Source organism: Winogradskya humida, assembly GCF_016862215.1.
GTDB lineage: Bacteria > Actinomycetota > Actinomycetes > Mycobacteriales > Micromonosporaceae > Actinoplanes > Actinoplanes humidus.
This window is the reverse complement of the sequence record NZ_BOMN01000007.1, coordinates 1-14554: the sequence shown is the minus strand read 5'-3', so window position 1 is coordinate 14554 and position 14554 is coordinate 1. Positions and strand designations below refer to the sequence as shown.

General features: G+C 67.8%; 9 protein-coding genes. 6 read left to right on the top strand and 3 right to left on the bottom strand.

The annotated features are described in order from the left end of the window. Positions 1 to 20: 20 nt before the first annotated feature. Together polA and Ahu01nite_RS02000 are read left to right on the top strand one after the other, a co-directional pair. Positions 21 to 2714: a DNA polymerase I gene (polA, locus tag Ahu01nite_RS02005; protein ID WP_203834612.1), complete on the top strand. Its 2694-nt coding sequence runs from the start codon at positions 21 to 23 to the stop codon at positions 2712 to 2714. 547 nt (positions 2715 to 3261) lie between these two features. Next, complete coding sequence (locus tag Ahu01nite_RS02000; protein ID WP_438874750.1) at positions 3262 to 3627, top strand: ArsR/SmtB family transcription factor; 366 nt, start codon at positions 3262 to 3264, stop codon at positions 3625 to 3627. A gap of 1012 nt (positions 3628 to 4639) precedes the next feature. Here Ahu01nite_RS02000 and Ahu01nite_RS01995 read toward each other — a convergent pair. Genes Ahu01nite_RS01995 through Ahu01nite_RS01985 form a run of 3 tightly spaced genes read right to left on the bottom strand, consistent with a single transcriptional unit; the run spans position 4640 to position 5995 of the window. Next, complete coding sequence (locus tag Ahu01nite_RS01995; protein ID WP_203834611.1) at positions 4640 to 4966, bottom strand: DUF3140 domain-containing protein; 327 nt, start codon at positions 4964 to 4966, stop codon at positions 4640 to 4642. Further along, a complete protein-coding gene (locus tag Ahu01nite_RS01990) occupies positions 4956 to 5135 on the bottom strand; it encodes a hypervirulence associated TUDOR domain-containing protein (RefSeq protein ID WP_239158560.1) in 180 nt (59 codons plus the stop codon). Before Ahu01nite_RS01990 ends, Ahu01nite_RS01995 begins: the two co-directional genes overlap by 11 nt. 44 nt (positions 5136 to 5179) lie before the next feature. Next, on the bottom strand, positions 5180 to 5995 hold the full coding sequence (locus Ahu01nite_RS01985; RefSeq protein WP_203834609.1) for a class I SAM-dependent methyltransferase: 816 nt from the start codon (positions 5993 to 5995) through the stop codon (positions 5180 to 5182). 367 nt (positions 5996 to 6362) lie between these two features. Between Ahu01nite_RS01985 and rpsA the strand changes: the two genes are divergently transcribed. The 4 genes from rpsA (at position 6363) to Ahu01nite_RS01965 (ending at position 14318) form a co-directional block, all read left to right on the top strand. After that, positions 6363 to 7874 carry a 30S ribosomal protein S1 gene (gene rpsA, locus Ahu01nite_RS01980; protein ID WP_203834608.1) on the top strand — a complete coding sequence of 504 codons (1512 nt, stop codon included), beginning with the start codon at positions 6363 to 6365 and terminating at the stop codon, positions 7872 to 7874. A gap of 652 nt (positions 7875 to 8526) precedes the next feature. Continuing rightward, positions 8527 to 9726: a dephospho-CoA kinase gene (coaE, locus tag Ahu01nite_RS01975; protein WP_203834607.1), complete on the top strand. Its 1200-nt coding sequence runs from the start codon at positions 8527 to 8529 to the stop codon at positions 9724 to 9726. A gap of 373 nt (positions 9727 to 10099) precedes the next feature. Continuing rightward, positions 10100 to 12220 (top strand): excinuclease ABC subunit UvrB, encoded by a 2121-nt coding sequence (gene uvrB, locus Ahu01nite_RS01970; protein WP_203834606.1) that lies wholly within the window; start codon positions 10100 to 10102, stop codon positions 12218 to 12220. A 1099-nt stretch (positions 12221 to 13319) separates the two neighbouring features. Next, a complete protein-coding gene (locus tag Ahu01nite_RS01965) occupies positions 13320 to 14318 on the top strand; it encodes a TerC family protein (RefSeq protein WP_203834605.1) in 999 nt (332 codons plus the stop codon). Positions 14319 to 14554: the final 236 nt, after the last annotated feature.

Genomic DNA, 14554 nt, shown 5'->3' with positions numbered 1-14554 from the left:
CCCGACTAGAGTTCACCGACGTGAGCGACGACGCCCAGACCCCCCGCTTGCTGCTGCTCGACGGCCACTCGCTGGCCTACCGAGCCTATTTCGCCCTGCCCGTGGAGAATTTCTCCACCCAGACGGGTCAGGCGACGAACGCAGTGTTCGGATTCACCTCGATGCTGATCAACATGCTTCGCGACGAGAAGCCGACCCACATCGTGGTCGCCTTCGACGTGGCCCGGCAGACGTTCCGCACCGAGCTGTTCCCGGAATACAAAGCGGGCCGGTCGGAGACCCCCAAGCCCTTCCTCGGCCAGGTCAGCCTGATCAAGGAGGTACTGGAGGCACTGCGCATCCAGGTGGTCGAGAAGCCCGGTTACGAGGCCGACGACATCATCGGCACGCTGACCACCCAGGCCCTCGAGCAGGGTTTCGACGTCATCGTCTCGACCGGCGACCGCGACTCGTTCCAGCTCTCCGGCGAGAAGGTCACCATCCTCTACCCGGTGCGCGGCGTGTCCGAGGTCTGGCGGATGACGCCCGAGGCCATCGAGACGAAATACGGCGTCCCCCCGAACCGCTACCGCGACAAGGCCGCGCTGGTCGGCGACTCCAGCGACAACCTGCTGGGTGTGCCGGGCGTCGGCGACAAGACCGCCGCGAAATGGATCAATCAGTACGGCGGCCTCGACGGCGTCATCGCCCGCGTCGACGAGATCAAGGGCAAGGTCGGCGACAGCCTGCGCGCCCACCTGTCGCAGGTCATGCGCAACTACGACCTCAACAAGCTCGTCTGCGACCTGGAGCTGCCCGTCGGCCCGCAGGACGTGAAGTGGCAGGGCTGGGACCGCGAGGCGGTGCACCAGGTCTTCGACGCGCTCGAGTTCCGGGTGCTGCGCGAGCGCCTCTACTCATATCTCGAGGCCGTCGAGCCCGAGGCCGAGTCCGGCTTCGACCTGGCAGGCACCGTCCTGCGCGCCGGCGAGGTCACCGGCTGGCTCACCCAGCACGCCGGGAGCGCCCCGGTCGGGGTCGCGGTCACCGGCACCTTCGGGCGTGGCACCGGCTCGCTCAGCGGCATCGCGGTCGCCACCGGCGACGGCCCGGCCGCCTGGTTCGACCCCGCGGAGCTCGACGAGACCGACGAGGGCGCGGTCGCCGCCTGGCTCGCCGACCCCGCCCGGCCGAAGGTCATCCACGACGCCAAGCCCGCCATGCTGGCGTTCCAGTCGCACGGGTGGACCCTGCAGGGCGTGCGGGTCGACACCGCCCTCGCCGCCTACCTGGCCAAACCCGACCAGCGGGCCTACGACCTGACCGACCTGGCCCTGCGCTACCTCAAACGCGAGCTGCGCGTCGACGCCCCCGACAACGGCCAGCTCACCCTGCTCGACCCGCCCGGCGAGGAGGACTCCGCCGAGCAGAACGTCATGCTCCGCGCCCGCGCCACCCTCGACCTCGCCGACACCATCACCGAGGAGCTCTCCCGCGACGACGGCGCCTCCCAGCGCATCCTCGCCGAGGTCGAGCAGCCCCTCGAGGTCGTGCTCGGCGAGATGGAGCGCATCGGCATCGCCGCCGACATCGACTACCTGCACGAGCTCGAGTCCAGCTTCGCCGCCGAGGTGAAACTAGCCCAGCAGGCCGCGCACGAGGTGGTCGGGCGCGAGTTCAACCTCGGCTCGCCCAAGCAGCTGCAGGAGATCCTCTTCGTCGAGCGCGACCTGCCCAAGACCAAGAAGATCAAGTCCGGCTACACCACCGACGCCGACGCCCTGCAGAGCCTGCACGCCCAGACCGGCGACCCGCTGCTGACCCACCTGCTGCGCCACCGCGATGTGGCAAAACTCAAATCCACGGTGGACGGCCTGCTCAAATCGGTCTCCGACGACGGCCGCATCCACACCACGTTCTACCAGACCGTGGCGGCCACGGGCCGGCTCTCCTCGACCGACCCCAACCTGCAGAACATCCCGATCCGCACCGAGGAGGGCCGCCGCATCCGCCGCGCCTTCGTCGTCGGCAACGGTTACGAGTCGCTGCTCACCGCCGACTACAGCCAGATCGAGATGCGCATCATGGCCCACCTCTCCGGCGACGAGGCCCTCATCGCGGCCTTCAACTCCGGCGCCGACTTCCACGCCGCCACGGCCTCCTCGGTCTTCCACGTCCCGGTCGAAGAGGTCGTCCCCGACCAGCGCCGCAAGATCAAGGCAATGAACTACGGCCTTGCGTACGGTCTGAGCGCGTTCGGCCTCTCCAACCAGCTCACCATCACCACGGAAGAAGCCCGTGGCCTGATGAACGAATACTTCGAACGCTTCGGTGGCGTCCGCGACTACCTCCAAGCAGTAGTCCGCCGAGCAGTCCAGGACGGCTACACAGCCACCATCCTCGGCCGCCGCCGCTACCTCCCCGACCTGAGCAGCGACAACCGCCAACGCCGCGAAATGGCCGAACGCATGGCCCTCAACGCCCCCATCCAGGGCTCCGCCGCCGACATCATCAAACTCGCCATGCTCCACGTCGACCGCGCCATCCGCGAGGCGGGCCTCGAAAGCCGCATGCTCCTCCAGGTCCACGACGAACTCGTCTTCGACGTCGCCCCCGGCGAACGCGAACCCCTCGAGGCCCTCGTCCGCCAGGAAATGGGCGCCGCCTACCCCCTCTCCGTCCCCCTGGAGGTCTCGGTCGGCCTGGGCAAGGACTGGAACGGCGCCGACCACTGACCCACCCCGCTCACCCCGGGTCGCTCCGAGCCTCGGGCCTGCCTCGGATCGCTCCAGGCTGCGGGTCACTTCGGGTCGCTCCGAGCCGCGGGTTTGCCTCGGGTCGCTCCGAGCTGCGAGGTCGCGGCTCGGAGCGATCTGCTGTCAAGTACTCCCCAGCCGCGGCGCCCGATCCATGGCGGTCCTCGAACAGCGCCGGACGGGGACCCGCGGCACGTCCGGTATCAGCACAGACCGGGGAAAGCCCTCGAGCAGGTTGATCACGTTCCCCAGTGGACCCCCGGGCTGACGGAGGTTCGTCTGGTGGGACTTCGGGCACATACGACGATCTTTTTTTCTTGATTCAACCGACCCGCCGCAATATCCATTTCCGGCCGCCGCACCCGCCTCCACCTCGGACTTCTTGGTCCGCTGGCGACGGCTGCGCGGATGCCGGATGCGTTTCTCGATAATGCATTCTGGCGCTACGCATCAGTAATCTCGCGGTGCGCAGCGAATTGTCAGGTTCTTGTGAGAACGATTTGCCTTGCTCTGCAAGGGTGGGCTGATGCCAAGCACTTCCATCGAGATGACATCGCTGTCGGCGGCCTGGGCACCGGTGGTTCGCCGCCCGCTCGAAGCCGACCAGGCAAGCGCCTTCGCCCCGATGTTCAAGGCTCTGGGCGACCCCGTCCGGCTCCGGCTCCTCTCCATGATCGCCTCCGCCGGCGGCGGAGAGGTCTGCGTCTGCGACCTGACCGGCTCCTTCAAACTCACCGGCCCCACGATCTCCCACCACCTCAAAGTCCTCCGCGAAGCAGGCCTGGTCGACAGCGACCGCCGCGGCACCTGGGTCTACTACCGCCTCGTCCCCGCCGCCCTGGTCCTCCTCACCGGCCTCCTCGACATAACCTCCGCCGCCGCCACCAACTGACCCTCCCAGCCCCGCCTGGGGCCGCCTGAGGCCCGTCAGCTTGCGGACCTCGTGCTTGTGCCACCGCCGTGTGGGTGGCTAATGCGCCTGCCGTGAGGTCGGCCTGCGTGATGCGCCTGCCGTGAGGTGGGGGCGAACCTTATGCCGCTGCTGCTGCCGCTGCCTTGAGGTGGGTGGGCTTGATGCGCCTGCCGTGAGGTGGGGGCGAACCTCATGCTGTGCCGTTGCCGCGATGTGGGTGGGCTTGATGCACCTGCCGTGAGGTGGGGGCGAACCTCATGCCGCTGCCGCTGCCGCTGCCGCTGCCGCTGCCGCTGCCGCTGCCGCTGCCGCGATGTGGGTGGGCTTGATGCACCTGCCGCAAGTTGAGGGTGAACCTCATGCTGTGCCGCCGCCGCGAGTGGGCGGGCTTGATCCGCCTGCCGCGAGGTGGACGGAGCGTCATGGCGTGCCACCGCGACGAGGTGGGCGGGCCGCATGCGCCTGCCACGAGGGCGGCGGCTCCTCACGCCACCAAGGGCGTCGGTGGGCCTCATGCCAGATGTCGCGAGGTGGGGCGGGTCTCGCGCCCATGCCGCGAGGCTGAAGGTCGATGCCATGGGTGGGCGTCCCGATGTACTTAGGGAGTGCCGCGCACATAGCGTGCGCCTAGGGAGTGACGCGTACTCAAAGAGTGACGCCCACTTGGGGAGTGGCGGGCACTCATTGAGTAACGCGCGCTTGTGGGTGTAACGCGCTTGGGGGAGTGACGCGCGTTGGAGATGCATCGCGCGCCGGGGGAGACGTGCTGAGGGAGGTCGTGGCTCCCATGCGGGCGGGCACAGGAGTCGGGTTGTCCCATGCCGGCCATTCCCGGCGAGCGACGATGGTGAGGCGGGCGGTGGTGTTGTCCCGGACAACCGGCTGCGGACGGCGAGCTGATCTTGCCCGGCTGACTTCACCCGTATGGGTTATATCAGCCGAGGGATCCGAGGACTTGAGCGACGGTGAGGGAGCTCACTGCGTACCCAAACTATTTTTTGAGAGGGTCGTGGCCCCAGTTCATCAGTGAGTATCGCCAGTTGCTCTCGTCGATGTTTCCGGACGGCCGCTGGGCCAGGTGGCGGTGGACGTAACCCACCACCTTCGCCATGTGGGCCATGTCGGCGTCGGTGAGCTCGGCCTTCTTCGTGTGCAGCAGCTTGACGATCTTCCGCCCGCTGTCGTGCCCCACGGACTCGCTGCCCGCGGGCCCCTTCTGGCCAACCGACCGGGATTCATCGGTCGCCAGCCATTTGTCCAGCTCGGCGGGCGCCATGTTGACCGCCGACCGGAATTCGGCGTACGGGTCACTCGTCATGGAGCGCTCCGGGCTTGTGCACCGCCGTGGCTCCGGTCTTGTCGCTCTTGACCTTGAACTGGGGCTCGTCCGGGGTGGCTTTCACCGTGCGGCCGGAGTCCTCGGTCTCGGTGGTGATCTTCTTCTCGACCGTGCCGTGGACCTCGTGGCCGTGGCTGCTCCAGGACACCCTGTCACCTTTTCGTGGGCTCATGACCTGCGGATACCCGCGGATCAGGGCAGGTAACAGACGAAGATCGCGGTGCCGGGGAAGAGGCGGCCGCGCAGGGGGCTCCATTGGCCCCAGATCTGATCATGGCCGGCCGGCCATTCCGGCTCGATCAGGTCTTTGAGGACAAAACCCGCGTCCACGACCTCCCGGACCCGGTCGCCCAGGGTGCGGTGCTGCTCGACATATGTGGGTACGCCGTCCTCGTCCTGTTCCACGTAGGGCCGGCGGTCGAAGTAGGGGTGGACCGCGAGCAGTCCCTCCTTGCCCGGTTCGTCGAGGAAGACCCAGCGCATGGGGTGGGTGATCGAGAAGACCCAGGTGCCGCCGGGGCGCAGGACCCGCGCTGCCTCCTTCATGAGCGCTCCGGAGTCCGCGACGAACGGGATCGCGCCGAAGGCCGTGCAGACGGTGTCGAACGAGCCGGTGGCGAAGGGGAGGGCGAGGGCGTCGGCCTGCACGAGCGGTACGCGTACACCCGAACGGTCTTCGGCTTGCCGGGCCTGGCGCAGCATGCCGGCACTCAGGTCCATCGCGATCACGTCGGCGCCCTGGCCGTCGAGCCAGCGGGCTGCGGACGCCGCGCCGCAGCCGAGCTCCAGGATGCGCTTGCCGCGTACCTCGCCGAGCAGTTTCGCGTCCGCCTCGCGGAGGCCTTCGGGGCACCAGATGAAATCGACGTCGCCGAGGAAGGCTCCGTGCTCCTCCTGGTAGTCGTCCGCGTCGAGGTCCCACCAGTGCCGGCTGGCGACGCGGCTTTCGTCGTCGGTCACCGGGCGGCGGAGCGTGGCGGCCCGGGTGGGGGGCTGGTCTTCGATCACTCAGCCACCGTACGGGCAGAGCTCGTGCAACGGTTTCGGCACGGTCATCCGGCGCGCGGGACGTCGAAAATGGCACATAACGCCCGTGATGGCGGGTTTTACGGGATCAATATGCCTCGGTACTCAGGAGGGCTTGCAACCTGTGGTAATGCGCACGGTAAGCTAGTCGATGCGCTCGCGGAATCGTGTGCCTCGGCAGGGAGCAGGTTCCGCAAGTCGTCGGTCCCAGCATGATCCTGCTCGCTTGATCATGAAGCTTCCCGAGCTAGAAGCTTCTTTGATCACCGGATGTTCGTGCTGTGCCCGTCGGCAGTTCCGCGGCGCGCAAGAGACACCACGAAACCATCCGTTCGGAGCAACAGTCCACATGACGAGCAGCATCGAGGCCACCTCGAGCGCCAACAGGGTCACCGTCGACGATCTTGGCTCGGAGGAAGCTTTCCTCGCAGCCATCGACGAGACCATCAAGTACTTCAACGACGGCGATATTGTCGAAGGCACCGTCGTCAAGGTCGATCGGGACGAGGTCCTGCTCGACATCGGCTACAAGACCGAGGGCGTCATCCCCTCGCGCGAGTTGTCGATCAAGCACGACGTGGACCCCGCGGAAGTGGTGTCGGTCGGTGACCACATCGAAGCCCTCGTCCTCACCAAGGAGGACAAGGAAGGTCGCCTGATCCTCTCGAAGAAGCGCGCGCAGTACGAGCGCGCTTGGGGCACCATCGAGAAGATCAAGGAAGACGACGGCGTCGTCCGTGGTTCCGTCATCGAGGTCGTCAAGGGTGGACTCATCCTCGACATCGGCCTCCGTGGCTTCCTGCCGGCTTCGCTGGTCGAGATGCGCCGCGTGCGCGATCTGCAGCCGTACGTCGGCCGCGAGCTCGAAGCGAAGATCATCGAGCTCGACAAGAACCGCAACAACGTGGTCCTCTCCCGCCGCGCGTGGCTGGAGCAGACGCAGTCCGAGGTTCGCACCGAGTTCCTCAACAAGCTGCAGAAGGGCCAGGTCCGCAAGGGCGTCGTGTCCTCCATCGTCAACTTCGGTGCCTTCGTGGACCTGGGTGGCGTGGACGGCCTCGTGCACGTCTCCGAGCTCTCCTGGAAGCACATCGACCACCCCTCCGAGGTTGTCGAGGTCGGCCAGGAGGTCGAGGTCGAGGTGCTCGACGTCGACCTGGACCGCGAGCGCGTCTCGCTGTCGCTGAAGGCGACCCAGGAAGACCCGTGGCGCCAGTTCGCCCGGACCCACGCGATCAACCAGATCGTGCCGGGCAAGGTCACCAAGCTGGTTCCGTTCGGCGCCTTCGTCCGCGTGGACGACGGCATCGAGGGCCTGGTGCACATCTCCGAGCTGGCCGAGCGTCACGTCGAGCTGCCCGAGCAGGTCGTCCAGGTCGGTTCGGACGTGCTGGTCAAGGTCATCGACATCGATCTCGAGCGTCGCCGCATCTCGCTGTCGCTCAAGCAGGCCAACGAGGGCTTCGTCGAGGGCGAGGAGCACTTCGACCCGACCCTCTACGGCATGGCCGCCACGTACGACAACGAGGGCAACTACATCTACCCGGAGGGCTTCGACCCCGAGACGGGCGAGTGGCTCGAGGGCTTCGACAAGCAGCGCGAGACGTGGGAGAAGCAGTACGCCGACGCCCGCGAGCGCTGGGAGGCCCACACCAAGCAGGTGCAGGCGTCCCGCGACGCCGACGCCGAGGCCGCGCTCAACCCGCAGCCTGTTGGTGCCGTGACCACCTCGTCGTCGACCTCCTCCACCTCCTCCACGAGCTCGTCCGCCCCGGCGCGCTCCAACGAGGAGCCGGCCGGCACGCTGGCCACCGACGAGGCGCTCGCCGCTCTGCGCGAGAAGCTCGCCGGCGGCAAGTAGTCACCCCGCACGACTGATCCGGCAACCCCGCTCCCCGGCCTCCGCGCCGGGGAGCGGGACCCGGATCACCACCGCACTCCAGCCGGGCCCGCCCGGTCGGACGCGGTAGTCGTGCTTGGTGCGGCGCCTTGCTCCTGGTCGGCACTGCTCCGGCTGGGAGTGGATCGGCTCGGGTGTTGTCCGGCTCGGGTGTTGTTCGGGTCGGCGTCGCTTCGGCGAGGTTGGGCAGTGCGGTCGAGGTGGGTTCGTTCGATCGAGGTTCGGTAGGTGATGCGGCCAGGGACGCCTGGCTGAGCCAGGGACGCCTGGCGGAGATCACCGATCAGCCCGGTCCGGCCCGCTCCTCCGCTCAGCTTTTCCGCTCGTTGCGGCCCCGGCTCTGATCGACGTCCGATCTGCTCTGATCTGTGTTCGGCTCTGCTCCGCGTCCGGCCCGTCCGGACCGGGATGGTTTCGTAGCTCGAGAAGCCGCCAATCCAGCACCTCACGGTGCCGGGTGGGCGGCTTCTCTGCGTCGTTCCCCAACCGGCCCCACCTACGGCAGCAAAGCCCGCGCCGCCGCCTGACCGCGGGTGCGGATCGCGTTCTCATAGCTGGCGTGGGGCGGGCGCGACTGGTGTTGTTCCGGGGGGCGATGGGCGATAATTGGCGGGTGCTCATGGTGGGGTTGACCGGTGGAATCGGGGCCGGCAAGAGTGCCGTTGCCCGGCGGCTCGCGCAGCTCGGTGCGGTGATTGTCGACGCCGACAAGCTGGCCAGGGAGGTCGTTGCCGGCGGCACCGACGGACTGGCCGCGGTGGTCGAGGCGTTCGGGCCCGGGATCGTGGGCGCTGACGGAGAGCTGGACCGCCCCGCGCTCGGCGCGCGGGTGTTCGGGGACGAGCAGGCCCGGCGCCGGCTCGAGAAGATCATTCACCCACGGGTACGCGCCCGCACCGCTGAACTCGTCGCCCGCGCCGCAGAAGCCGACCCGGGCGCCATCGTGGTCAACGACGTTCCGCTGCTGGTGGAAACCGGGCTCGCGCCCACGTACCACCTGGTCATCGTCGTTGAATCGGCGCCGCGGACCCGGATCGCCCGGCTGGTGGGGACCCGCGGGATGAGCGAGGAGCAGGCCGCCGCCCGCATCGCCGCGCAGGCCGGTGACGACGAGCGCCGTGCCGCGGCGGACGCGATAATCGACAACAACGGGACGCTCGGGCGGCTTCAGGAGCGGGTGGATGAGCTATGGCGTGAGCGGCTCCTGGCGTACGAAAGTAATGTTCGTTTCGGTAAGCGTGCCGCCACCGACGGGAGCTTGCACGTCGTGGCCCCGGACCTGTCGTGGCCGGCGCAGGCGGCCCGGATCATCGCCCGGATCGACCATGCGCTCAGGCCGGTCCTCGGCGGGCCGGCGGAGGTTTCGCACATCGGCTCGACGTCGGTCCCCGGGCTGCCCGCGAAGGACGTGATCGACCTGATGCTGACCGTTCCCACCCTCGACGAGGCCGACAGACTGTCGGACGCGCTCGGTGCCGCGGGCCTGCCGCGGCGCGAGGGGGAGTGGCGCGACAACGCCCGGGGCATTCCCGGCAAAACTTGGCCCAAGCGTCTGCATGGCAACGCCGATCCCGGCCGTCCCGTCAATCTCCATGTACGCGTTGAGGGGTCCCCGGGCTGGCGTTTCGCCCTCCTCATGCGGGACCACCTGCGCGCTGTGCCGGCGGCGCGCGACGGGTATGCCGAGGCGAAGGAGCGCTGGGTCGCGGAGCATGCCACCACGGACAGCTATGCCGAGGCGAAGGAGCCCTGGTTCGACGCTGAGGCGGCTGCGGCGTACGAGTGGGCTGAGGCCACGGGCTGGCGTCCCTGACTTTCCCGGCTGATTTCCCGGCTGTTCGCGGGCTGGTTGTTCGCCGGGCTGGTTGTTTGCGGGGCTGGTTGTTTGCGGGGCTGGCTGTCTTGGGGGTAGGGGCGCTCGCGACGGTCGGTCGGCGCTGGAGAGCGCGACCTTGCGGGACGCGCCTGCCGGCTGTGTGCCGGGGCAGCGATCCCGGTCCCGTCCGTGGCGCCGCTCGGTGGCGCCGGACCGGCCGGGCGGCCGCCGCGAGCGACCTACGCAACCAGGGTAGGTCCGCCGCCGAGAGCCGGACAACGCCTGGTGGCGGGGGCGAATACGCACTCATCGCACACGCCCCGGACCGGCCCGGCAAAACTTGTCGTACCCCCGACGTACGGTAGGTCCCATGGCGCTCGACATCCCACGACTCGACGGCACTTTCCAGGTCGTCAGCGACTACAAGCCGGCCGGTGACCAGCCCACGGCCATTGCCGAGCTGGAGCGCCGGGTGCGCCGCGGCGACCGCAACACCGTCCTGCTCGGCGCTACCGGCACCGGCAAGAGCGCGACCACCGCGTGGCTCATCGAGAAGCTGCAGCGGCCCGCTCTCGTGCTCGCGCCCAACAAGACGCTGTGCGCACAGCTCGCCAAGGAGTTCCGCGAGCTCATGCCGCACAACGCCGTCGAATACTTCGTCAGCTACTACGACTACTACCAGCCCGAGGCGTATATCGCCCAGACCGACACCTACATCGAGAAGGACTCGTCGGTCAACGAGGAGGTCGAGCGGCTGCGGCACTCGGCCACCATGTCGCTGCTCACCCGGCGCGACGTGATCGTGGTCGCGACCGTCTCGGCGATCTACGGCCTGGGCACCCCGCAGGAATACATCGAGCGCGCCGTCAAGCTGAAGGTCGGCGAGGAGATCGACCGCGACAAGATGCTGCGGCGCCTGGTCGACATCCAGTATTCGCGCAACGACATGGCCTTCCAGCGGGGCACGTTCCGGGTCCGGGGCGACACCCTCGAGATCATCCCGGCATACGAAGAGCTCGCGATCCGCATCGAGATGTTCGGTGACGAGGTCGAGAAGCTCTACTACCTGCACCCGCTCACCGGCGAGGTCGTCCGCGAGGTGGACCAGCTGGTGATCTTCCCGGCGACCCACTACGCGGCCGGTCCCGAGCGCATGGAGCGCGCCATCGGCCAGATCGAGGTCGAGCTGGCCGAGCGGCTGGCCGAGTTCGAGCGGCAGGGCAAGCTGCTCGAGGCCCAGCGGCTGCGGATGCGCACCACCTACGACATCGAGATGATGCGCCAGGTCGGCTTCTGCAACGGCATCGAGAATTATTCGATGCACATGGACGGCCGCAACCCCGGCGACCCCGCATACACGCTGCTCGACTACTTCCCCGACGACTTCGTCACCGTCATCGACGAGTCCCACGTGACGATCCCGCAGATCGGCGGGATGTATGAGGGCGACGCCTCCCGCAAACGCATCCTCATCGAGCACGGCTTCCGCCTGCCCAGCGCCGCCGACAACCGGCCGCTGCGCTTCGACGAGTTCCTCGAGCGGGTCGGCCAGATGGTGTTCCTGTCCGCGACCCCCGGCCCGTGGGAGCTTGGCCAGGCCGAGGGCGAATATGTCGAGCAGGTCATCCGCCCGACCGGCCTCGTCGACCCCCAGGTCGTGGTCAAGCCCACCAAGGGCCAGATCGACGACCTGATGCACGAGATCAACCAGCGCACCGCCCGCGACGAGCGCGTCCTGGTCACCACCCTCACCAAGAAGATGGCCGAGGACCTCACCGACTACCTCCTCGAGAACGGCATCCGGGTCCGCTACCTGCACTCCGAGGTCGACACCCTGCGCCGCGTCGAGCTGCTCAAGGAGCTCCGCAAGGGCGACTACGACGTCCTGGTCGGCATCAACCTGCTCCGCGAGGGCCTCGACCTCCCCGAGGTCTCCCTGGTCGCGATCCTCGACGCCGACAAGGAAGGCTTCCTGCGCAGCGGCCGCTCCCTCATCCAGACGATCGGCCGCGCAGCCCGCAACGTCTCCGGCGAAGTCCACATGTACGCCGACAAGATGACCCCCTCCATGCGCAGCGCCATCGAGGAAACCGACCGCCGCCGCGACAAGCAGATCGCCCACAACAAGGCCCACGGCATCAGCCCCGAGCCCCTCCGCAAAAAGATCCACGACATCCTCGACGACATCTACCGAGAAGCCGAAGACACCGACACAGCCCTCACCGGCAACGTGGTCGGCGGCGGCGGCCGCCAGATCTCCCGAGGCAAGGGCCCCGTCCCCGAAACCCGCTCCAAGTCCCGAGCCTCCGCCGGCACCCCCGCCCGAGAAGGCATGGCCCGCGCCGAGCTAGCCCAACTGATCCAAGACCTCAACGACCAAATGCTCGGCGCCGCCCGAGAACTCCAATTCGAACTAGCCGCCCGAATCCGCGACGAAGTCTCCGAACTCAAAAAAGAACTCCGAGGCATGGACGTCGCCGGCGTCCGCTAACCCCCGCCGCCGCCCACCCCCGCCAGTTCCCCTCGCCCTTCCCCGCCCCTCGGTCCCTGCTCGCGGGCGTGGGCTTGCTCGCAGATGTGGGTCTGCTTGCGGGCGTGGGCTTGCTCGCAGATGTGGGTCTGCTTGCGGGCGTGGGCTTGCTCGCGGCGTTGGCTGGGCGTGGGTTTGGGTCTGCTTGCGGGCGTGGGCTGGGCTTGGGCCTGCTCGGGACGTGGGCTTGGGCCTGCGCTTATGCCTGCTTGTGGGCCCACGAGCAAGCCTGGGCCTGGTTGCTCCTGGGACGCCAGGGCGAGGTTGGGATGCGTCCTGGTCCGCTTGAGCTGGGCTCGGTCAACTTCTGCCCTACCTGGGCTTGACCCGTGCTCATCGGGGCCCGCTCGGGCTACGGAGGTTTTAGCCCGCCTGGGCTGTGCTCGGTCTTGGCCCGCCTGAGCCGTGCCAGCAACTCACCCGCCGACGGCACACCCGACCAGATCCAGGCACTCGGCCCGCTTGCCTCTCGGCCCGCTTGCCTCCCGGCCCGCTTGCCTCTCGGCCCGCTTGCCTCTCGGCCCGCTTGCCTTTCGGCCCGTTTGTCTCGGCCCGCTTGCCTTTCGGCCCGCCTGGGATTCGCGAGGCGTATCTGGATGGTTGGGCGGTTCAAGGCCTTCGTCGCGGGGGTCCTGCTCACCCATTTCTGCTGGAACGCGATCCTGGGGTTGTGGTGGCCGTCACCAGTGGGGAGGGGATAGCTCAAGCGGGCGACGGTGCGCGGGCGTGGGAGGGCGGCTGGTTGCGTGGTCGCTTTCTGCTAGCTGGCAGCTTGAAATCTGGTTTATCCGGTTTGGGAAGTGCTGGCGGGGAGAGCCTGGACACGGTTGGCTGGGGTCATGTGTCACTGCGGGCGGGGATGGGACACAATGGCTTCCGTAGGAGGGGAGTATTCCCTCGCGCCGGTGTCGTCAGCACGGTCAGCGTCCGCAAGGATGGGCCCGGGGCCGGTGGTTCTCACGATAGTGGTGAGAGCGGAAGAGACCTCCGACAGTTGCACGTCGCCGTGCCGGACCCCTTATCCGGTGTGGCGATGCCCCGTGCCTGCCGGAGGTTCTCGTTGAATATTTCTGCTTGGGTCTGGTTTGCGACCCTCGGTGCTTTGGTCGTCATGCTCGCCGTTGATCTGCTGATCGTCGGGCGGCGACCCCATGAGCCTTCGATGAAGGAGGCCGGTGGATGGGTTGCCTTCTACATCGGCCTGGCCATCGTGTTCGGGCTCGGGTTGTGGCTGACCGCGGGGTGGACGCCGGCCGCTGAGTTCTACACCGGCTGGCTGACCGAGTATTCGCTCAGCGTCGACAACCTCTTCGTCTTCATGATCATCATGGCGCGGTTCAGCGTGCCGCGGCGGTTCCAGCAGAAGGTGCTGCTCATCGGCATCGTGCTGGCGCTCGTCATGCGGGGTGCGTTCATCGCTGCCGGTGCTGCGCTGATCGAGCAGTTCTCGTGGGTGTTCTACATCTTCGGCATTTTCCTCGTCTACACGGCGGCCACGCTGCTGAAGAACGGTGACGAGGAGGAGGAGTTCAAGGAAAATCTGCTGATCCGGTGGGCGAAGCGGGTCTTCCCGCTGTCCAGCTCGTTCGACAGCGGCAAGATGACGGTGGTCACGGAGACCGGGAAGCGGCTGTTCACGCCGCTGCTCATCGTGATGATCGCGATCGGGACCACGGACCTGATCTTCGCGCTCGACTCGATCCCGGCGATCTTCGGCATCACCAAGGAGCCCTACCTCGTCTTCACCGCGAACGTGTTCGCGCTGATGGGGCTTCGGCAGCTGTACTTCCTGCTCGGCGGGCTGCTCGAGCGTCTCGTCTACCTCAACATCGGGCTGGCATTCGTGCTCGCGTTCATCGGGGTGAAGTTGTTCCTCGAGGCGCTGCACACCAACACGCTGGCCTTCATCAACGGCGGGCACGGCGTGCACTGGGCGCCGGAGATCCCGATCTGGCTCTCGCTGGTCGTGATTCTCGGCACGCTCGGCATCGCGACGGCGGCGAGTCTTGTGAAGTCGTCGCGGGACGCCAAGAAAGAGCTGACCGACACCACGGTCTAGGTGTGCTGTCCGCGGATGTGGCTCAACCTTGGTCGCCGGCGGAGTTTGTGGTGATGCGGGAAGGCCGGTAGAGCCTTTCTGCGGGCCGGCCCAGAGTTGTCGTGCCGGGCGGCCGAGGGCGGGGTTCGCCCGTAGGGCGCCATGATCCGCGGGCCGGGTTGCTGTGGGCCGGGTTGCTGTGGGCCGGGTTGCTGTGGGCCGGGTTGCTGTGGGCCGGGTTGCTGTGGGCCGGGTTG